This is a genomic window from Curtobacterium sp. MCBA15_005, from assembly GCF_001864855.1.
Classification (GTDB): Bacteria; Actinomycetota; Actinomycetes; order Actinomycetales; family Microbacteriaceae; genus Curtobacterium; species Curtobacterium flaccumfaciens.
Genome location: NZ_MJGL01000023.1, coordinates 60632 through 80630, shown reverse-complemented (window position 1 = coordinate 80630; position 19999 = coordinate 60632). Strand labels below are relative to the sequence as shown.

At 71.9% G+C, this 19999-nt stretch carries 19 protein-coding genes; 3 read left to right on the top strand and 16 right to left on the bottom strand.

The features are described 5' to 3' along the window. Positions 1-3 precede the first annotated feature (3 nt). The 9 genes from BIU89_RS11220 to BIU89_RS11180 all read right to left on the bottom strand — a co-directional run bounded on the left by BIU89_RS11220 (position 4) and on the right by BIU89_RS11180 (position 9841). On the bottom strand, positions 4-852 hold the full coding sequence (locus BIU89_RS11220; RefSeq protein WP_051596514.1) for an ABC transporter permease: 849 nt from the start codon (positions 850-852) through the stop codon (positions 4-6). Then, positions 849-1850 (bottom strand): ATP-binding cassette domain-containing protein, encoded by a 1002-nt coding sequence (locus BIU89_RS11215; RefSeq protein ID WP_071246583.1) that lies wholly within the window; start codon positions 1848-1850, stop codon positions 849-851. The genes BIU89_RS11220 and BIU89_RS11215 overlap by 4 nt, the downstream gene beginning before the upstream one ends. Positions 1851-1909: 59 nt before the next feature. Then, positions 1910-2701, bottom strand: coding sequence for a hypothetical protein (locus BIU89_RS11210; protein ID WP_071246581.1), 792 nt, complete (start codon positions 2699-2701; stop codon positions 1910-1912). Between the two features lie 161 nt (positions 2702-2862). Next, the gene (locus BIU89_RS11205) at positions 2863-4383 is read right to left on the bottom strand and encodes an inositol monophosphatase family protein (protein WP_071246579.1); all 1521 of its coding nucleotides are present in this window, start codon (positions 4381-4383) and stop codon (positions 2863-2865) included. A gap of 95 nt (positions 4384-4478) precedes the next feature. After that, positions 4479-5585 (bottom strand): ABC transporter ATP-binding protein, encoded by a 1107-nt coding sequence (locus BIU89_RS11200; protein WP_071246577.1) that lies wholly within the window; start codon positions 5583-5585, stop codon positions 4479-4481. After that, positions 5582-6394, bottom strand: coding sequence for an ABC transporter permease (locus tag BIU89_RS11195; protein WP_017886992.1), 813 nt, complete (start codon positions 6392-6394; stop codon positions 5582-5584). The genes BIU89_RS11200 and BIU89_RS11195 overlap by 4 nt, the downstream gene beginning before the upstream one ends. After that, positions 6391-7425, bottom strand: a complete 1035-nt coding sequence (locus BIU89_RS11190; protein ID WP_083404318.1) for an ABC transporter permease — start codon at positions 7423-7425, stop codon at positions 6391-6393. Before BIU89_RS11190 ends, BIU89_RS11195 begins: the two co-directional genes overlap by 4 nt. Next, a complete protein-coding gene (locus BIU89_RS11185; protein ID WP_071246575.1) occupies positions 7422-8576 on the bottom strand; it encodes an extracellular solute-binding protein in 1155 nt (384 codons plus the stop codon). Before BIU89_RS11185 ends, BIU89_RS11190 begins: the two co-directional genes overlap by 4 nt. A 314-nt stretch (positions 8577-8890) precedes the next feature. After that, complete coding sequence (locus tag BIU89_RS11180; RefSeq protein ID WP_071246573.1) at positions 8891-9841, bottom strand: hypothetical protein; 951 nt, start codon at positions 9839-9841, stop codon at positions 8891-8893. Positions 9842-9956: 115 nt separating this feature from the next. Between BIU89_RS11180 and BIU89_RS11175 the strand changes: the two genes are divergently transcribed. Together BIU89_RS11175 and BIU89_RS11170 are read left to right on the top strand one after the other, a co-directional pair. Beyond that, complete coding sequence (locus BIU89_RS11175; RefSeq protein WP_071246571.1) at positions 9957-10379, top strand: DUF3054 domain-containing protein; 423 nt, start codon at positions 9957-9959, stop codon at positions 10377-10379. Then, a complete protein-coding gene (locus BIU89_RS11170; RefSeq protein WP_071246570.1) occupies positions 10376-11389 on the top strand; it encodes a LacI family DNA-binding transcriptional regulator in 1014 nt (337 codons plus the stop codon). Before BIU89_RS11175 ends, BIU89_RS11170 begins: the two co-directional genes overlap by 4 nt. 173 nt (positions 11390-11562) lie before the next feature. Here the strand turns inward: BIU89_RS11170 and BIU89_RS11165 are convergent, their stop codons facing one another. Then, entirely contained in the window at positions 11563-12216 is a 654-nt protein-coding gene (locus BIU89_RS11165) for a hypothetical protein (protein ID WP_017886998.1), read from the bottom strand. 70 nt (positions 12217-12286) lie between these two features. Continuing rightward, complete coding sequence (locus BIU89_RS11160) at positions 12287-13231, bottom strand: DUF3097 domain-containing protein (RefSeq protein ID WP_071246568.1); 945 nt, start codon at positions 13229-13231, stop codon at positions 12287-12289. Between the two features lie 80 nt (positions 13232-13311). Between BIU89_RS11160 and BIU89_RS11155 the strand changes: the two genes are divergently transcribed. Then, entirely contained in the window at positions 13312-14361 is a 1050-nt protein-coding gene (locus BIU89_RS11155) for a zinc-dependent alcohol dehydrogenase family protein (protein WP_071246566.1), read from the top strand. Between the two features lie 157 nt (positions 14362-14518). Here BIU89_RS11155 and BIU89_RS11150 read toward each other — a convergent pair whose 3' ends face one another. The 5 genes from BIU89_RS11150 to gatC form a co-directional block, all read right to left on the bottom strand. Beyond that, on the bottom strand, positions 14519-15241 hold the full coding sequence (locus BIU89_RS11150) for a methyltransferase domain-containing protein (protein WP_083404317.1): 723 nt from the start codon (positions 15239-15241) through the stop codon (positions 14519-14521). Further along, entirely contained in the window at positions 15238-16425 is a 1188-nt protein-coding gene (locus tag BIU89_RS11145; protein WP_071246564.1) for a type III polyketide synthase, read from the bottom strand. Before BIU89_RS11145 ends, BIU89_RS11150 begins: the two co-directional genes overlap by 4 nt. 111 nt (positions 16426-16536) lie before the next feature. Then, positions 16537-18042, bottom strand: coding sequence for an Asp-tRNA(Asn)/Glu-tRNA(Gln) amidotransferase subunit GatB (gene gatB, locus BIU89_RS11140; protein ID WP_035807593.1), 1506 nt, complete (start codon positions 18040-18042; stop codon positions 16537-16539). Then, a complete protein-coding gene (gatA, locus tag BIU89_RS11135) occupies positions 18042-19589 on the bottom strand; it encodes an Asp-tRNA(Asn)/Glu-tRNA(Gln) amidotransferase subunit GatA (protein WP_027464607.1) in 1548 nt (515 codons plus the stop codon). The genes gatB and gatA overlap by 1 nt, the downstream gene beginning before the upstream one ends. Before the next feature lie 11 nt (positions 19590-19600). Further along, a complete protein-coding gene (gene gatC / locus BIU89_RS11130) occupies positions 19601-19900 on the bottom strand; it encodes an Asp-tRNA(Asn)/Glu-tRNA(Gln) amidotransferase subunit GatC (RefSeq protein WP_017887005.1) in 300 nt (99 codons plus the stop codon). Between the last annotated feature and the right edge of the window lie 99 nt (positions 19901-19999).

Here is a 19999-nt window from a genome sequence, read left to right as displayed (position 1 = left end):
GCCTCACTTCGCGCTGATGCGGGTGTACTTGTTCACCGCCCATGGGACGAAGACCACGAGCATCACGGCGATGCCGATCAGCACCGTCAGCACGGGGTGCTGCATCGTCCAGATGTCCGGCACCGGTGCGGACCCGACGTTGCCGAACAGCTCCCGCGCGGCCTGCACGAGCGACGACACCGGGTTCCACTCCGCGAACACGCGCAGCACCAGCGGCAGGGTGTCGCTCGGCACGAACGCGTTCGAGATGAACGTCAGCGGGAACAGGATCATGAACGAGGCGTTGTTGATGACCTCGGGCGTCTTGACGCTCATGCCGAGCAGCGCCATGACCCAGCTGAACGCGTAACTGAACAGCAGCAGCAGGGCGATGCCGGCCAGGAACTCGAGCGGCGACGAGTTCACCCGCCACCCGACCGCCAGGCCGGTGAGCATCATGATCGCCATCGAGATCGAGTTGAGGACGAGGTCGGAGTTGGTGCGCCCGACCAGGACCGCGGACGCCGACATCGGCAGCGTCCGGAACCGGTCGATCAGCCCTTCCTTCAGGTCCTGCGCCATCGCCGATCCGGAGAACGTCGCACCGAACACCACGGTCTGCGCGAAGATCCCCGCCATCAGGAACTGCGTGTAGTCGGTCCCCTGGACCTGGATGGCGCCGCCGTACACCTGGCTGAACAGCAGCACGAACATGATCGGCTGCAGCACGGCGAACACGAGCATGTCCGGCGACCGCTTGAGCTTGATGAGGTTCCGCTTGGTGACGGTCCAGCCGTCCTCGACCCAGACGGCGAGCGGCGAGGTGACGACGACGGGCAGCTGGCGGCCCGGCGCGAGGGACGTGGTGGTCATCGTGCCGTCTCCTTCTGCTTGGCCGCCGCGGGTTCGTCGGCGTCGTCGTCCGTCGCGGCGTGTCCGGTCAGGCGGAGGAAGACGTCGTCGAGGGTCGGGCGTCGCATGCCGGCGTCGTGGAGTTCGATGCCGGCCGCGCCCAGGTCGGCGAGCACGCGCTGCAGGGCTGCCGGTCCGGCCTCCACCGCGATGGCACGGGTGCGGCCGTCGCCCGAGGTCTCGACCTCGCCGACCCCGTAGCGGCGGAGCACGGTGGTCGCCGCGTCGCCGTCGGTCTCGTCGACCAGGGTGACGACCACCCGGTGCCCGCCGACCTGCGCCTTGAGCTGGTCCGCGGTGCCCTCGGCGATGACCGCACCGTCGTCGATGACCGCGATGTCGTCGGCGAGCCGGTCGGCTTCCTCCAGGTACTGGGTGGTGAGGAGCACCGTCGCCCCCTCGGCCACGAGGTCCTCGATGATGCCCCAGAGCGCCAGGCGGCTGCGGGGGTCGAGGCCCGTCGTCGGCTCGTCGAGGAACAGCACGCGCGGGTTCATCACCAACGCCCCGGCGAGGTCGATGCGTCGCCGCATGCCGCCGGAGAAGCCCTTCACCGGACGGTCGCCCGCCTCGGAGAGGTCGAAGACGTCGATGAGCTCCCGAGCACGATCGCGCGCGGTCCTGCGGCCCAGGTGGTAGAGCCGCCCGATCATCTCGAGGTTCTCGAACCCGGTCAGGTTCTCGTCGACCGCCGCGTACTGCCCGGACACCCCGATGGACCGCCGGGTGGCCTGCGGGTCGGCGATCACGTCGATGCCGTCGATCGTCGCGGTGCCCGAGTCCGGCGTGATGAGGGTGGTGAGCACCTTCACCACCGTGGTCTTGCCCGCGCCGTTCGGCCCGAGCAGCGCCTTCACGGTGCCCTGCGGCACCGACAGGTCGAGTCCGGCCAGCGCGTGCACCGGCCCGGACTTCGACCTGTAGGTCTTGGTCAGCCCGGAGGCTTCGATGATGGCCATGTCGCTCCTTCGTCGGACACGGTGGGTACCCGGGGGTCCGGTGGAGCGACGGACGTCACTCAGACGTCGAAGTCACCACCACCGAAGTCGCTGAAGCCACCGCCGAAGTCGGATCCGCTGTCGCCCCAGCCCGCATTGTCGAAGCCGCCGCCGTCGGATGCGCCGCCGTCGGACGCCCCGGCATCGCCGGATTCAGCACCAGTGTCCTCCGAACCACCGTCACCCGCAGCGTCGGTACCGCCATCGAACGAACCGGGGTCGGGCAGGAACGCACTCATGATCGCCGAACCGATGACGTAGCCGGCCACCGTCCCGAGGATCGAGGCGCCGATCATGCTGCCGAACGACGGGCCCCCGCGCTGGCCGCCGAAGCGTCCGCCGCCACCGCCGACGCCGCCGAGCGAGCGCTCCATGAAGCCCGGCTGGCGGATCTCGGAGCGGGTCGCCGACTGGGCGAGCGAGCGCGGATCGTCGCCACGGGGCGCCTCACCGGGAGGCGCGGTCCGGGTGAACTCGTCGTAGACCATGCGGCGCTGCTCGTCGGTCAGCTTGGCGAAGGCCTCGGCGTGGACCTCCTCGATGCGCTCCGGCGGGGCCGTGCGGAGCAGGTAGCGGTAGCGCTCGACCGCACGTTCGTCGTCGGTCGTCGCGCCCTGCTGCTGCGTCGGTGCACCGCCCCACTGCGGGACGCCGTACTGGCCGCCCTGCGGTGCGGACGGTGCCGGCTGCTGGTAGGACTGCTGGCCGTACCGGTAGCCCTGCTGCTGCGGCGGCTGCCCCCACTGGTTCTGCTGTGCGTCAGCGGATCGGTCACGCTCCGGACGTCCGAGCAGGCGGTCGAGGAATCCCATGGTCGATGCTCCTTCGGGTGCACGGCGGGTCCGGTCGGACCCGTCGTGGACTGCAACACTACGAACCCCCGGCGTCGGATGACTGAGCGCTCGCTCAGAGTCGGCCGGGAGGCGCGTGCCGGCCTGGCACCGTGCCTCCGGTCCGCACGGTGCGCCGCGGCTCACCCCGCGGCGAGCGCCGCCGTCCACACCGCGTGCAGCTCGTCCGCGGCCCCCGGGTGTGCCACGAGGAACGGCTCCCCCACGGGCGGGAAGCCCTCCACGGGGCCGGACGGCGTCAGCACGACGCCCCCGGCCTCGTGCACGAGCAGCACCGCGGCGCCGTGGTCGACCGGGTTGAACGCCGAGACGCAGCCGCCGATCCCGCGCCCCGCCGCGACCTGGGCGATCGTCAACGTGCCCGATCCCTGCACCCGGAGCGTGCACGACCGGTCGGCCAGGGCGTCGAGGAACGCCCCGAACCCCGGCCACGGGCGGTGTCCGTCGAGCTCGGTGCCGACGACGGCGCCGGCGAGCGGCCGGGGTGTGTCGTCGAGTCGGAGCTGGCGGTCGCGCAGGGTGGCGCCGCGGCCACGTCGGGCCTCGAGCACCTCGCCACGCCAGGGGTCCGCGACGACCCCGACGAGCGGACGGCCGCCACGGGTCAGGCAGAGCGACATCGACGTCCAGGGCACACCGTTCGCCAGGTTGGTGGTGCCGTCGACGGGGTCCAGGAACCAGCGGTGCCGGTCGCCGGGGGCCTCGCCGTACTCCTCGCCGGTGAACCCGTGCGTCGGGAACACCATCCGCACGCGGGACCGGACGTGCTGCTCCACCAGGCGGTCGACGTCGGTGACCAGGTCGGCGGGGTTCGCCTTGGTGTGGACCTCACTGACCGGGTGTTCGCGCGTGTACGCGATGACCTCGTGGGCGATCCGGTGGGCCAGGGCCTGGGCGCGCGAGGCGACCTCGGTCTCGGTGGGCTCGCGGTCGCGCTCGGGCCAGCCGTCACGCTCGGCCGCCGACAGGGCTGCTCCGATCGACCCGACGTCGTTCGTGGTGATCGAGTCGACACCGAGCCGGGCTGCCCAGATCGCGGGCTCGACGTCGTCGATGGTCCAGACGGCGACGCGCAGGCCCAGGGCGTGTGCGACCTCGACGGTGCGCGGGGTGAGGAACGCGACGTCGAGGTTGAGCGTCGACGGCTCGAGCGCCTCGAGGTCCGCGGCGACGGGCGGATCGAGCGACTCCCACGCCAGCCAGACGTCGGCGTCGGGCAGCACGGAGCGGACGGCCGCCATCGCCGCCGGTGGCCCGCACCAGGCCACCGCGGTGGAGCCGGTGAAGCCCGCGACGGTGCGGGCGGCGACCAGGGCGTCCTCGGCGTCGGTCAGGTCGACGAGCAGGGTCGACCGGCAGCCGACGAGCCGTTCGAGCGCACCGTCGAGCCGCGGGATCCGGTCGAGGCCGTTGCCGAGCCGGGCGACGTCGCACCAGTCGACGTCGGACACCCGGCGGGCGTCGCCCCACATCCGGCCGAGGGTCTCGTCGTGCAGCAGGACGGCGACGCCGTCGGCGGTGCGACGGACGTCGACCTCGATCACCTCGGCGCCGAGCGCCTCGGCGACCGCGATGGCGGGCAGCGTGTTCTCGCGCCGGACGCGCGGCGCACCGCGGTGGGCGACGAGGCGTGGCGGACGCACGCCGGGCCTGGCGTCCGCGCTGGCCGAGACCACACGGTCGACCGCAGGCGCAGGCGCAGCCGCAGCCGAAGCCGTGGACGTCGAAGCCCCCGCGCTCATCGGGCGACCTCGAGCAGCACGCCGTCGCGGTGGACGAGCACCTCGCCCAGGCGCACCCCGGTCTCGGTGCCGACCGCCGGCGGCGGCCCGGTGACATAGGCGCGGAGCTCCGCGCAGTCGGTGCTGAGCACGACCTCGGCGAAGTGCCCCCGCATGAGCACCCGCGCGACCGTCGCGCGGATCGGCGAGTCGTCGGTGAGCACGACCTGCTCGGGGCGGACCAGCACCGTGTCGGCCGCCGTCGGGCTGACCGAGGTGCCGGCGAGGAACCGGCCGGTGACGACGCTCGTCGACCCGATGAACGACGCGACGAAGCTCGTGGCGGGGCGGGCGTAGAGCTCGGTCGGTGTCGCGATCTGCTCGATGCGGCCGTCGTGCATGACGGCGATCCGGTCGGAGATGCTGAGCGCTTCGTCCTGGTCGTGCGTGACGATCACGGTCGTGATGCCGAGTCGCTGCTGGATGCGGCGGATCTCGTCGCGGACGCTCACGCGGAGCTTCGCATCGAGGTTCGACAGCGGCTCGTCGAGGAGCAGGACGTCCGGCTCCTGCACGATGGCGCGGGCCAGGGCGACGCGCTGCTGCTCGCCGCCCGAGATCGCGGTCGGCTTCGAGCCGGCGTGGTGGCTCAGGCCGACGAGCTCGAGCGCGTCGCGCACCCGCTCGGCGACCCGCTGCTTCGGCACCCGTCGGGTCCGCAGCGGGAACGCGACGTTCTGCGTCACCGTCATGTGCGGCCAGAGCGCGTAGTTCTGGAACACCATCGCGCTCGGCCGGCGTTCCGGGCCGAGCGACGTGACGTCGCGGTCCCCCATGGTCACGACGCCGCCGTCGGCGGGCAGGAACCCCGCCACCATGCGGAGCGTCGTGGTCTTGCCGCAGCCGGACGGGCCGAGGAGCGAGACGAGCTCGCCCTTCGCGACGTCGAGGTCGATGCCGGCGACGACGTCGCGCCCACCGAGCGTCTTGCGCAGTCCGCGGATGGTGAGTCCGCCGGAGCGGGTCCGGTCCGCAGTGCTGCCGTCGGCCTGGAGGCCCGGTGCGCGTTCTGCGACGAGCGCCTTGTCCGTCATCTGGTCGCCTTTCGTGCTGGTGTGGGTCATCGGATCTGGAAGCCGTCCGCCAGGCGGCCGCCCATGATGTGCTTCCGGGCGAGCAGCAGCAGGACCACGGACGGGATGCTCAGCGCGATCGCGAACACCGCCGAGACCTGGCGTGGGGAGTTCAGGACGAGCGAGTACATCGCCGTCGGCATCGTCATGTACGTCGGGGCGCCGACCAGGTACGTGCCCTGCGCCTCGTCGAAGGACGCCAGGAACGACATCACCATCGCGACGAGGATCCCGGGCCAGGCGATCGGGAACGTCACCTTCCAGAAGGTGCGCCAGCGGCTCGCCCCGGCATCGCGGGCGGCTTCCTCGAGGGACCGCGGCACGGCCGAGAAGGCTGCGGCGGGCAACCACGTCATGAACACGACGCAGCCCAGGACGTGGACGATCAGGATGCCGGTGACCGTGTTCATGAGGTTCAGCGCGGTGAACATCGCCGACATCGTGACGAAGAGGCCCATCTTCGGGAACGCGTTCGTGGCGAACAGTCCGACGAGCACGAGCCGCCGCCCCGGGAACTCGATGCGGCTGATCGCCCACGCGGCGGGCAGGCAGACCACCGCGGCGATGAGGACGGTGAGCGGGGCGAGGACGAGCGAGTTCTGCACCGCGACGGCCAGGCTGCGGTCCTCGAACACGGTGCCCCACCACTGCAGGGTCCAGCCGTCGGGCAGCAGGTTCGGGTAGGTCCACGTCGTGGCGAAGGCACGGGCGGCCAGCCAGACGAGCGGCCCGAGGATGAACACGGCCAGCACGATCGCGGTCGCCCAGACGAGGGCGTTGCCGGTCAGACGCTTGATCACTGCTGCTCCTGCTGCTTCTTGTCGAGCTCGCCCGCGTTCGAGCGGACCGTCGAGCGGAGGTAGAAGATGCTCGCGGCCGCGGCGAACGCGAACACGATGAACGCCATCGCCGTCGACTGCTGCGGGCGGTTGTAGGCCTGGAAGTACTTCGAGATGTCGACGCCGAGCATCGTCGGGGCGTTCGGACCGGTGAAGTACGGCACGGTGAACGAACCGAGGACCCCGATCACGGTGAACGTCGTCGCGATGACGAGCGGGGTCGCGGCCATCGGCAGGAGCACCTGCCAGACGACGCGCCAGGTGCTCGCCCCGGCGTCCTTCGCGGCCTCGACCAGGGCGTCCGGTGTGCCCTGCAGCGCCCCGGCGATCATGAGCACCGCGAACGGCAGGCTTGTCCAGACGCTGCCGAACACCACGGCGACGAGGGTGTAGCCCCACACCGGGACGTCGAGGCCGAACTGGGCACCGAGGCTCCGGAGGAACCCCTGCGCGTCGGTGAACGTCAGGATGGACCAGCTGGCGATGACCACCGGCACGAAGATCGGTACCACGGCCAGGACACTGAGGGTCTTGCCGAGGAAGCCTCCGCGGAGTCGCAGGATCACCGCGACGACGACCGCGAGTCCCACGGTCAGGCCGGTCGACAGTGCGGTGACGCCGAGCGTCGCGACCAGGTCCCGCAGGAACGTGGCGTTGCCGAGCAGGGTGGCGTAGACCGCGAACGAGAAACCGCGCACGGTGTCGCCGCCGATGTCGGCGAGCGCCTGGTTCAGACCGCCGGTGAACCCGAGGCTGAACAGGGCGGCGTTCACCACCGGGACGCCGACGAACAGGACGACGACCAGCACCGGGGCGGCGACGAGGGCGAGGCCCTGCCACCGCCGGCGGCGGGCCAGCCGCTCCTGCGCCGTGCGCCCGATGGCGGGGTGCGCCGGGCCCTGGGCGTGGGGCGGGACGGGCGGGAGGCCCGTGGCGGAGTCGCCACGGGCCTCCCGGCCGGTTGCCGGGCCGTCCTGGACGGTCTGGGTCACTGCGGGACCTTCGCGTCCCACGCCGCGTTCATGTCGGCGGCGAAGTCGCTCTGGAACCCGAGGCGGAGCTGCGAGGGGTTCGCGTCGGCGAACTGCTCGGCGACCGACGCCGGCAGGCTGTCGAGCGGGATCACCGGGTAGCCGGAGACGGCGCTCGCGACGAGCTGCTGCCCCTTCGCGCTGAGCACGAAGTCGGCGAGCTTCTCCGACGCCGCCTTCTTGGCCTTCGGCTCGGTCTTGGGGATGCCGAGGAAGCTCGCGCTGCCGGTGAACGACGGGTCGTCGATCTGCACGGCCTTGACGGTCTTCGGGATGATGCCGGTCTTCTGCGAGGTGATGAACTGGTCGCTCCAGACCGGGGCCATCGCGATCTGGCCACTGCCGAGCAGCTGCACGACCTGGTCGTTGCCGTTCGGGTAGACGCCCTTCTGGTACGTCGACGGGCCGAGGTCCTTCAGGGCCGCGAAGCCCTTGTCCCACTTCGACTCGAGCGACTTGTCGTACTTCGTCTGCATCGTCTCCTGCTCGGCGGGCGTCAGGTACTTCGCGAGCACCGTGGCCACGAACGAGCCACCCGAACCGCCGGACGACGGGGAGTTGTAGGCGAACTCGCCCGGGTTGGCCTTGATCCAGGCGAGCAGGTCGTCGAGGGTCTTCGGCGGGTCCGTGACCTTCTTCGCGTCGTACGCCAGCAGCACGCTCGAGGCGCGGTACGGGATGGCGCTGTCGCCGCCCTGCTGCTTCGTGGCGTCCGGGACGTCCTTCAGGTTCGGGATCGTGCTGTCGCCGACCTTCGCCATCAGCCCGGCCTTGCCGGCGGTGGTGACGAACCCGGCGTCGACGAGGTCGTACGCGACGGACTTGCCGGCCTTGACCGCGGTGGCGAGGTTCGCCTGGGTCTGGGCGTCGTGCTCGCCGTGCAGGTCGATGCTCGTGCTGACGTGGATCTTCGGGTTCGCCTTCTCGAAGGCGGGGATGAGCGACTTGTCCCAGAGGTCCTGGACGTTGGTGTCGCCGCTGATGAACACGGTGAGGTCGGTGGTGCCGTCGGTGTCGGAGGCGTTCGAGGCGTTGGCGCTCTGGACGCAGCCGGAGAGTGCGACGGTCGCGGCTGCCGCGATGGCGAGGCCGGCGAGGACTCGGGTCTTCACGTGGGTTCTCCCTGTTCCGTGGTGCGGTGGGGTCGTGCGGGGTGGGGGTGTGCGGGGTCGTGCGGGTGTGCGGGTGTGCGGGTGTGCGGGGTCGTGCGGGCGGGTCGTGTGGGAACGTTCCCGCGCCGGGGTCGAGTGTGGCGCTGCCGGGTGAACTCCGGGTGCCTCCGGCGTCGCCGCCGGGTGAACTCCGGGTGCAGGCGTGCGGGGGCGCCTCGCCCTGGTGCGAGGTTCCGTACTCCGTGCCCGCCCCGGAGCCCTGCACCGAGTACGGAACCTCGCACCGTTCACGCCGTCCCTCGCACCGTGCGAGGTCACCGCGACATCGGTACCCGCGCGTTCCGGAGCTTCGCGCGGAACGCGGACTCGTCCCACACGTCCTTCCAGCCGTACCGGATCACACCGCGCACCTCGGGGAAGGAGCGCAAGCGGTCTTCGCGGTACTTCTCCGCGATGACGACGTCCTCCGCCGACCGCCCTCCGCGCAGCGCTGCATCGCGGTACTTCACCTCACCGTCGAACTCGATCACCACGCCCTGGTCCGGTAGCCAGAAGTCCACGACGATGTCCGGCCCGCCCGAGGTGGTGAAGCGTCGTTGCAGCACCGGGGTGGGAGCGCCGTACTCGTCCAGGCGGACCCGGACCAGCGATTCCCCGACCGAGTCGGCGGCTGCGTCCGCGAAACCAACGGACCGCAGGGCACGGCGCCGGCCCTTCCGTCCCCGCCGGGCGACCCCGTCCAGGACGGCGTCGCGGTCCGCGCCGAGGGCGAGGAGCCGGTCGAGGGCCACCACCGCTTCCGTCATCGGCAAGGTCATGGCGCGGTCCACGGCCGTCCGGTCGAACCCCGTCAGGGTCAGGTCGTCCGTGCGGAACCGCCACGTGCCCGCCATCGACGGGTCGAAGTCGGCGTGCACGACGAACGTGGCGTTGGTGGTCCGCGCATCACGCCCGGGTCTGGTCAGGTGGACTCGTTCCGGCCACCGGCCCACGTGCGGCACACCGATGACCGCTGCCGCCGACAGGTGCGACACGACGAAGCGGGGTCTGATCCGGTCGACGAGTGATCGCACGAGCACGTGGTGCCGCTGCTCGGGGCGGAGGCCCTTCCACCGCTCGGCGTCCGCGTACCGGCCGTGCGCGATGCGGACCAGTTCCCCAGCGCGGGCCCGGACCCGGATCGCGGCGGCCTCGTCCGGCCGTGACTCGTGCGCGATGAGGACCGTGCAGTCGGGGACGGCGGGGAAACGGGGATGAGCAGTCATGCATCGGATGCTGGCCGACACCTCGCACGGTGCGAGTGCAGCCGGATCAGACTGTGGACAGCCGCATCCGTCCACAGTCGCAGGCGGATGAATCAGCAGCTGCGACAATGAGCGGGTGAACGCACGCACCTGGGGTTGGCTCGCAGCCGTCATCGACGTCGTCCTCATCGTCGTCTTCGCACTCATCGGGCGCTCGTCGCACGGTGAGGCCAACACGGCGCTGGCGCTCTGGACCACCGCGTACCCGTTCCTGGCCGGTTGGGCGATCGGGTACGTGACGAGTGGAGCCTGGGCTCGACCGCTGCGCTTCTGGCCGACCGCCGTCGTGGTCTGGATCCTCACGGTCTTCGTCGGTCTGGCCATCCGCGTCGCCACCGGGCAGGGCGACGTCGACGGCAACCCGCTGCCGATCTCGTTCGTCATCGTCGCGACGATCGTGCTCGGGGTGTTCCTGCTCGGCTGGCGCGCGATCGCCCGCGGCGTGCTCCGGTTCACCGCGTCGCGGTCGCGACGGGACGCCGCAGCGTCCGACGCGTGAACGGCAGCCGCGGTTCCCAGCCGACGATCCTCGACGTCGCCGCACGTGCGGGGGTCTCGAAGTCGGCGGTGAGCCGCGTGCTCTCCGGGACCGGCCGGTTCTCGGACGAGACCCGCGAACGCGTCGAACGAGCGGCAGCCGAGCTCGGGTACGTCGCGAACGCGATGGCTCGCGGACTGGTCAGCGGGCGCACGAACACGATCGGGATGCTCGTCCGGGACGCCTCGTCCATGGTCTACACCGCACTGCACGCCGTGATGGAGCGCCGCGCATCGGAGCTCGGCTACCGCGTCGTCACCACGACGGGCGTCGGTCGGGTCGAGGACGAGAAGTCCGCCCTCGCCGCACTCGTGTCGATGCGCGTCGACGGACTCGTCGTGTGCAGCGGCCTGATGCCGTCCGCCGACATAGCCGAGTTCGCGCCCCGCATCGCCACCGTCGTCGCGGGTCGGCCCGAGCTACACCCGGCGCTCTCGAGCGTCTACTGCGACGAGGTCGACGGTGGGGCTTCCATCGCGGATGCCGTCGCCGATGCCGGCCACACCACGGCCGTGGTGTTCACCGTTCCGCTCGACAACGCGATCACGCAGCACGCGCGATCCTCGGCGATGCTCGAGCGGCTCCGAGCACGTGGCGTCCGGGTGATCGACATCGACGCGAGCTTCGTGCGGCCACCCGACGACCTCGCCGCCGACCTGGTGGACGCCGTGCAGGAGTCGAGCGTGACCGCGGTGATGTGCCCGACCGACCGGCTCATGCTCGACGTGTGCGAGGCGCTCGCCCGCCGCGGTGTCGAGGTCCCGCGCGATCTCTCCGTCACCGGGTTCGACGGCGTCTACCCGCTGGCGAGCGACTGGATCGGCTTCACGACACTCGAGCAACCGATCGAGCGCATCGGCCGCGAGGCCATCGACCTGGTCATCGGCCGCATCGACGACCCCACGCGCCCGGTCGAGCACCGCTCACTGCGCGGCACCGTGATCCCCGGCCGCACCCTGCTCCCCCGCTGACCCCGACCCACGCGACCTCGCACCGTGCGAGGCGCCACGCGAACGGTGCGAGGTTCCGTACTCGGTGCGGCCGGACAACGCTCGCACCGAGTACGGAACCTCGCACCGAACGCACCCGCAGCCGCGCCCGCACCCACGCCCGCAGCCGCGCGCACGCGCACCCACGCCCGCGCCTAGAACAACCCGCTGCGCGGGCCGTCCTCCGGCCCGTCGAACCCGCGGAACATGTCCGACACCAGCGCCTCGATCTGCGGCTCCACGAGCCGTTCGACGGCCTCGGCGATCCGCGGCCGGTGGTCGATGAGCGCCAGGCACACCGCGGTGCCGGTCGACCGCGCACACTCGTCGGACAGCGCGATCTCGTGCCGGAGCGCGGCCTTCGCCTCGTCGGACAACGGCTCGCGCGGCGTCTGCTCCCCCGCACCGGTGCCGGCGAGCTCGCCGAGCGTGAACAGGAACGGCGACCCCGGCGACGGCTCGGGGTCCACGTCCAAGCCCTGGAACTCCGGCGACAACCCCTCGGCCGGCTGGTACCCCGCGTGCCGCTTCCGGGCCGCCGCCCGCTCGAGTTCACGCTGCAGCAGCGGCAGGTTCTTCGCCGTGTAGTCGTCGACGGCGTCCTCGACGATCGTCGAGATCCGCCCGATCAGCGCGTGCTGGACGGCGTGCGGCACGTCGGGTCCGAACCCCGCGGCCGCGGCGATCGGGGACCCGGTGCACTTCCGGCAGATGCGCGTGCGCGGGCGGGCGGTACCGATCTGCCAACGCGGCAGCCAGCGCAGCCACAGGTCGACCGCGCCCCGCACGCGACCGTCGATGCCGTCCATCCCTCAACAGTAGGCCTGGAGGCGCGGATCACCCCCGGCACACCGCGCCGGTCGGGCAATCCACCGGTTCTCAGGCCTGTGGTTCCGTCACGAAGTCGATCAGCTCCTCGACACGGCCGAGCAGCTCCGGCTCCAGGTCGGCGAAGGTGCGCACCTGCCCGAGGATCCGCTGCCATGCCCGAGCGATGTCGGCCTGCTCGGCGTGCGGCCAACCGAGCGCCTGGCAGATGCCCGCCTTCCACTCGATCGAGCGCGGGATCGTCGGCCACGCCCGCAGCCCGACCCGCGCCGGCTTGACCGACTGCCAGACGTCGACGAACGGGTGCCCGACGACGAGCACGTGCGCTCCCCACCTGCCACGCATCACGGCGTCGGCGAAGCGGGACTCCTTCGACCCGGGCACCAGGTGGTCGACCAGAACCCCGACCCGGCGCTCCCGCGTCGGCTGGAACTCGTCGAGCACGGCGGCCAGGTTGTCGACGCCGGAGAGCTCCTCGACCACGACGCCCTCGACGCGCAGGTCGGCGCCCCAGACCTTCTCGACGAGTTCCGCGTCGTGCTTGCCCTCGACCATGATGCGGCTGGGGAGCGCCACCCGAGCACGCTGCGACTCCACGGCGAACGATCCGGACGCGGTGCGGAGGCGACCGCCGTCGGACGCCTGCCGCACGGCGGGCGCGCCCCCGGGCCTCCAGTCCGAATGAACGGAACCCAGCGAACCCGGCGAGCCGGCAGCGGCTGCGGCAGACCGGCCGACCGGCGCCGACGGCCGCCCCAGCGTCACCAGCTCACCCTCGAGCAGGAACTGCCCGGTGAAGGGGAAGGAGCGCGTGCGGCCCTTCCAGTCCTCGAGCGCGATGTTGCCGGCCTCGAGCCCCACCACGGCACCGGCCCACCCGGAGTCCGGGTCCTCGAGCACCATGTCCCGTTCGAGCGGCACCTGCCGCACCTTCTTCACTCCGCGCGAGCGCCAGTCCCCCGAGAGCACATCGCCGCCGTACCGGTCGTCGTCCACCCGCACGAGGGTACTGTCGACGACGGCCCGGACGACGTCGACCGCGCCGGTTCCCCATCATCTCGACGGAAGGCCCGCCCGTGCGCGCAGCGATCATCCACGCCCCGAACGACATCCGCGTCGAGGAGCGCGACCGACCCGGGCTCCTGTCCGGCAAGGACGTCGTCGTCAAGGTCCTCGCGGCCTGTGTCTGCGGATCGGACCTCTGGCCCTACCGCGGCGTCACCGAGACGAAGCAGCCGCGGCCGATCGGCCACGAGCTCGTCGGCGAGGTCGTCGCCGTCGGTGACGACGTCACCGGCCTGCACGAGGGCGACTTCGTCATCTCCCCCTTCACCATGAACGACGGCACCTGCCAGGCCTGCCGGAACGGCATGACCACCGGCTGCGACCACCTGTCCGGCTTCGGCAGCACGGACGCCTACGGCGACCCCGTCGGTGGCGCACAGGCCGAGTACGTGCGGATCCCGGACGCCGACGCCACGCTCGTCGTCGTCCCCGGCCCGGTCGACCCGGCCCTGGTGCCGTCGCTGCTCACCCTGTCCGACGTCTTCTCGACGGGGCACCACGCCGCCGTGTCGGCAGCGGTCGGCCCCGGCAAGACCGTCGTCGTGGTCGGCGACGGCGCGGTCGGCCTGTCCGCCGTGCTCGCCTCGAAGCGGCTCGGTGCGGACCGCATCATCGCGATGAGCCGGCACGCGGACCGCCAGGCGCTCGCCCGCGAGTTCGGCGCGACCGACATCGTGGCCGCCCGTGGTGCCGAGGGCGTCGAAGCCGTCCGGGAGCTCCTGGGCGGCGACCTGGCCGACTGCGCCGTCGAGGCCGTCGGCACCGAGGAGAGCATGGACCAGGCGCTGCACTCGGTGCGCCCCGGTGGCAACGTCGGCTTCGTCGGGGTCCCGCACGGGGTGCCGACGATCGGCACGCGCTACCTGTTCGACACGAACATCGCCATCGCGGGCGGCATGGCCCCGGCCCGGAAGTACATCCCCGAGCTGCTGCCCGACGTGCTGTCCGGCGCGATCGACCCCGGTCGCGTCTTCGACCTGGAGCTGCCGCTCGACGAGGCCGCCGAGGCCTACCGCGCGATGGACGAACGCCGGGCCATCAAGGTGCTGCTGCGGCCGTAGCGGCGCGCGTCGCGCGTCGCGCCGGGCCGCCGGCCGGTCGTTCGCGCTCAGCGACAGTTCACGGGCGTGCCCGCGCGTGAACTGTCGCTGAGCCCGAAACGTGGCCCCGCGCCCGCGGCCCCGCGGCCCGCGGCCCGTGGCCCGCGGCCACGCCCGCTCACGCGTCGCGGATCGCCAGCACCCGGTGCGGCGCAGCCGCCTCGGCCCGCCACCCGCCGGGCAGCACGTCGCGGAGTTCGGGCACGGTGAAACTCCGGCGGATCGACCGTAGGCCGTCGACCCGGATGAACGTCCCCGCCGCCACGAGCGGTGACGCCAGCGCGTAGGCACGGTAGGCCGCCGACGACCGCCGGATGTCGGAGTGCAGGCTGCGCCCGCTCGCGAGCAGTTCGGAGTCGGCCAGGAACCCCCGCCGCTCCTCGTCACCCAGGTGGTGCAGCACGTGGTTCGACACGACGACGTCGAACCGCTCACCAGCCGCGACCAGGTCACCGCTCGACTGCTGCCGGAACGTCACACCGGTCGGGGACGACCGCCGTGCCGCGGCGATGGCGCGTTCGTCCGGGTCGACCCCGACGACCTCGAGGTCGAAGCCGTCGCTCGCCGCCCACCGCACCAGCGAGCGGGCCAGGTCGCCGCCGCCGCACCCCAGGTCGAGCACCCGGCCACGGCCGCTGGCGGGCAGGGCCGGCACGACGTGCGAGCGCCAGGCCGCACGCCAACCGCTCACGAGCGCGTTCACGACGGCGAAGCGCCGGAAGGTGCGCGCGAGCGCACGCGGGTCGCAGTCCGGGTCGTCCATCAGTTCGGTCAGGCTGAGCGCGCGGGTGCGTAGGTCGACGGCCGGGAGGCCCGTGGTGCCGCCGCCCTGACGGCTCACGCCGCGCCCGTGGTCGCGACGGGCACGCGGTCGGCTGCGACGGCGGGTTCCGCCGCGGGCAATGCCTCGGGTTCCGCCGCAGGTTCTGCCGCGGGCGTTGCCTCGGTCCGCACCGCGGTGAGCCGCGCACTCTCCACCGTGAGTCCGGGGCCGAAGGCGAGCGCGACGACGGCGCTACCGTCCTCGAGGCCGGCGTCGACCGCGTCGCGGAGGACGAAGAGCACGGTGGCGCTCGACATGTTGCCGTGTTCGCGCAGCACCCGCCGGCTCGACTCCATCGCACTGTCCGGCAGGCCGAGCGACTCCTGGGTGCGGTCGAGGATGGCTCGGCCGCCCGGGTGGACCGCCCACACCGGCACGTCCGAGGCGGGCGCGCCGTCGAGCAGCGGTTGCACGGCGCTCGGGACGTGCAGGCCGACGAGCTTCGGCACGGCGGTGGACAGGACCATCTCGAAGCCCTCGTCCCCGATGTTCCACGCCATCTCGGACGCTCCCTCGGGCACCACGGCCGTCGTGAAGTCGTCGAAGCGCAGACCGGCTCCGTCGCGGGCGACCACCGCGGCGGCCGCACCGTCGCCGAAGACGCTGTTGGCGACGATCTGGTCGGGGTCGTTCGAGGCGCGGACGTGCAGGGTGCAGAGTTCGCCGCAGACCACGAGCACGACGGCGTCCGGGTCCTGGTCGACGAACGCCGCGGCGATCCGCAGGGCGGGGAACGCGGCGCAGCACCCCATGAAGCCGATGTGGTGCCGGAAGACGCCACCGGGGAGCCCGAGCTGCTCGACGACGTCGATGTCGGGCCCGGGCTGCGTGAACCCGGTGCAGGACACGGTCACCAGGTGTGTGACGGCCTCCGGCGCGATGCCGGCGCGTTCGACGGCGTCGCGAGCGGCGGCGACGAACAGCGGCGGGGCGAGTTCGCGGTACCGGTCGTTGCGTGACCCGGTGGACGGCGAGCGCAGGGCGCCGTCGTCGTCACGGAACGCACCACCGGCACGTGCGGAGTCGAGTTCCTGGAGGACGGTGTGCCGCTGGTCGACCGCCGACCCGTCGAACGCGGCGGGGACGAGCCGTTGGCCGAGCCGCCCGAGGTCGGGTTGGGCGGAGAACAGATCACGCACCCGGGGCTGGTCGAGGGTCGTCTCGGGGACGGCGGTTCCGATGGCGCGGATCGTTGCGGACACGACTCATCCTGTCACCCGATCGCTGACGTGTCCCCAGGATGCCCACGGCGACCGGGACGCACGCAAGGGCACGGCACCGACCGGTGCCGTGCCCTTGCGAGGTGGGACTGCCTACGACTGCTGTGCGCGCTCCAGCACGAGTTCCCGCACGCGGGCGGCGTCGGCCTGGCCCTTCATGGCCTTCATGACCGCACCGATGATCGCGCCGGCTGCCTGGACCTTGCCGTCCTGGATCTTCGCCAGCACGTCGGGCTGCGCCGCGAGTGCTTCGTCGACCGCGGCCGTCAGGGCGGAGTCATCCGAGACGACCTTGAGCCCGCGGGCCTCGACGACCTGCGCCGGCGAGCCCTCGCCCGCGATGACGCCCTCGAGCACCTGGCGTGCCAGACGGTCGGTCAGGTCGCCGGACTCGACGAGCGCGATGACCTCGGCAACGTGCTTCGGCGACACCAGGTCACCGGGGGCTGCGTCCTGCGCGTTGGCGACGCGGCTGATCTCACCGGTCCACCACTTGCGGGCGGCCTGGGGTGCGGCGCCGGCGGCGACGGTGCCCTCGACCTCGTCGAGCAGGCCGCCGTTGACGACGTCCTGGAACTCCAGGTCGGCGAAGCCCCAGTCACCCTTCAGGCGACGGCGGCGTGCGACGGGGGCCTCGGGCAGCGAGGCACGGAGCTCCGCGATGACGGCCGGGTCCGGCACGACGGGCAGCAGGTCGGGCTCCGGGAAGTACCGGTAGTCGTCGGCGTCCGACTTGGGGCGACCGGCCGACGTGCGGCCGGTGTCCTCGTGCCAGTGACGGGTCTCCTGCGTGATCGTGCCACCGGCGGCGAGGATCGCGGCCTGACGCTGGATCTCGTAGCGGATCGCACGCTCGACGGCGCGGAACGAGTTGACGTTCTTGGTCTCGGTGCGGGTGCCGAGCTTCTCCTGCCCGCGGGGGCGCAGCGAGATGTTCGCGTCGCACCGCAGGTTGCCGCGCTCCATGCGTGCCTCGGAGACACCGAGCGCCCGGACGAGGTCGCGGATGACCTGCACGTAGGCGGCTCCGAGCTCGGGGGCACGGTGCTCGGCGCCGAAGATCGGCTTCGTGACGATCTCGACCAGGGGCACGCCGGCGCGGTTGTAGTCGACGAGCGAGTACTCGGCGCCCTGGATGCGGCCGGTGGCACCACCGACGTGCGTCAGCTTGCCGGCGTCCTCTTCCATGTGGGCGCGCTCGATCGGGATGTTGTAGATCGTGCCGTCGGCGAGCTCGACCTCGACCTCGCCCTCGTAGGCGATGGGCTCGTCGTACTGCGAGACCTGGTAGTTCTTCGGGTTGTCCGGGTAGAAGTAGTTCTTCCGGGCGAACCGCGAGGACTCGGCGATCGAGCAGCCGAGCGCGAGCCCGAGCTGGATCGAGTACCGCACGGCCTGTGCGTTGACGACCGGCAGCGACCCGGGCAGCCCGAGGTCGACCGGGGTGACGTTCGTGTTGGGCTCGCCGCCGAAGAAGTTCGGGGCGTCCGAGAACATCTTGGTCTTCGTCGCGAGTTCGACGTGGACCTCGAAGCCGAGCACCGGCTCGTAGCGCTCGAGCGCCTCGTCGAAGTCCATCAGCGCGTCCTTCTGCGCCATCAGATCACACCTTCCTGCGCAGCGGACTGCTGACTCTGGTCGAGGTCCGGGACGGACGCGATGAGCGGCGCGCCCCACTGCTGTTCGAGCAGACGCTCGAGGGCGGCACCGTAGCGGTACAGCCGGGCGTCCTCACGCTGGGGCGCCATCAGCTGCACGCCGACGGGCAGGCCGTCCTCGGGCGCGAGGCCGTTCGGGATGCTCATGCCGGGGACACCGGCGAGGTTCGCCGGGATCGTGGTGAGGTCGTTGAGGTACATCGCCAGCGGGTCGTCGATGCGCTCACCGATCGGGAACGCGGTCGTCGGCGCCGACGGGCTGACGAGCAGGTCGACCTGCTCGAAGGCGGCCTGGAAGTCCCGCTGCACGAGCGTGCGGACCTTCTGCGCCGAGCCGTAGTAGGCGTCGTAGTAGCCGGCGCTCAGGGCGTAGGTGCCGAGGATGATGCGCCGCTTGACCTCGGGTCCGAAGCCGGCTTCACGCGTGGCGGCCATGACGTCCTCGACGGTGGCACCGTTCTCGGGCGTGACCCGGAGGCCGAAGCGCACCGAGTCGAACTTGGCGAGGTTCGACGACGCCTCGGCCGGGAGGATCAGGTAGTACGCACTGATCGCGTACGCGAACGACGGGGCGTCGATCTCGACGACGACCGCGCCGGCCGACTCGAGCAGCGCGACCGTCTCCTGGAATCGCTGGGTGACACCGGCCTGGAACCCGTCGCCCCCGGCGAGTTCCTTCACCACGCCGACGCGCAGGCCGCGGAGCGTGTCCGCCTGGAGCCCTTCGCGTGCGGCGGCGGCCATCGAGGGCCAGGCGTCCGGGATGGACGTGGAGTCCTTCGGGTCGTGCCCACCGATGACGTCGTGCAGGAGCGCGGCGTCGAGGACGGTGCGGGACACCGGGCCGATCTGGTCGAGGCTGGACGCCAGCGCGATGGCGCCGTAGCGGCTCACCCCGCCGTAGGTCGGCTTCACGCCGACCGTGCCCGTCACGGCACCGGGCTGGCGGATGGAGCCACCCGTGTCCGAACCGAGGGCGAAGGGTGCTTCGTGCGCGGCGACCGCGGCGGCCGAGCCACCGCCGGACCCGCCGGGGATCCGGTCGAGGTCCCACGGGTTGCGGGTCGGACCGTACGCCGAGAACTCGGTGGTCGAGCCCATCGCGAACTCGTCCATGTTGGTCTTGCCGAGCGGCACGAGGCCGGCGGCGCGGAGCTTCGCGACGGGGGTGGCGTCGTACGGCGGCACCCAGCCCTCGAGGATCCTGGACCCGGCGGTCGTGGGCATGTCCTGCGTGCACAGGACGTCCTTGACGGCGATCGGCACACCGGCGAGCGGGCCGAGGTCGTCGCCGGCGGCACGGCGGGAGTCGATCGACTTCGCCACTGCCAGGGCGTTCTGGTTGACGTGCAGGAACGCGTGCACGTCGCCGTCGACGGCGGCGATCCGGTCGAGGTGGGCCTGGGTGGCCTCGACGCTCGAGACGTCGCGCGCCACGAGGGCGTCGGCGAGCGCCGCGGCGCTCAGCTTCGTGATGTCGTCAGTCACTGTTCTTCGCCCTACTGTTCTTCGCCGAGGATGGCGGTCACGCGGAACCGTTCGCCGTCGGAGTCGGGTGCCCCGGAGAGCGCCTGCTCCTGCGTCAGCGTCGTGCCGACCACGTCGGGTCGGGTGACGTTGCCGAGCGGCACGGGGTGGCTCGTCGCCGGGACGTCGTCGGTCGCGACCTCGGCGACCTTGGCGACGCTCTCGACGATGTGCGACAGCTCCCCGGTCAGCTTCTCGATCTCGTCGGGCGTGAGTGCGATACGTGCGAGGTTCGCCAGGTGCGCGACCTGCTCGCTCGTGATGTCAGGCATGGTGCTCCGTCGATCGGTTCGTGGAATGCCCCACAGTCTATTGGCTGCGTCGGGCGCGCAGGCGCGGCTGTGGACAACGCCCCGCGGGGCCCGGTGCCG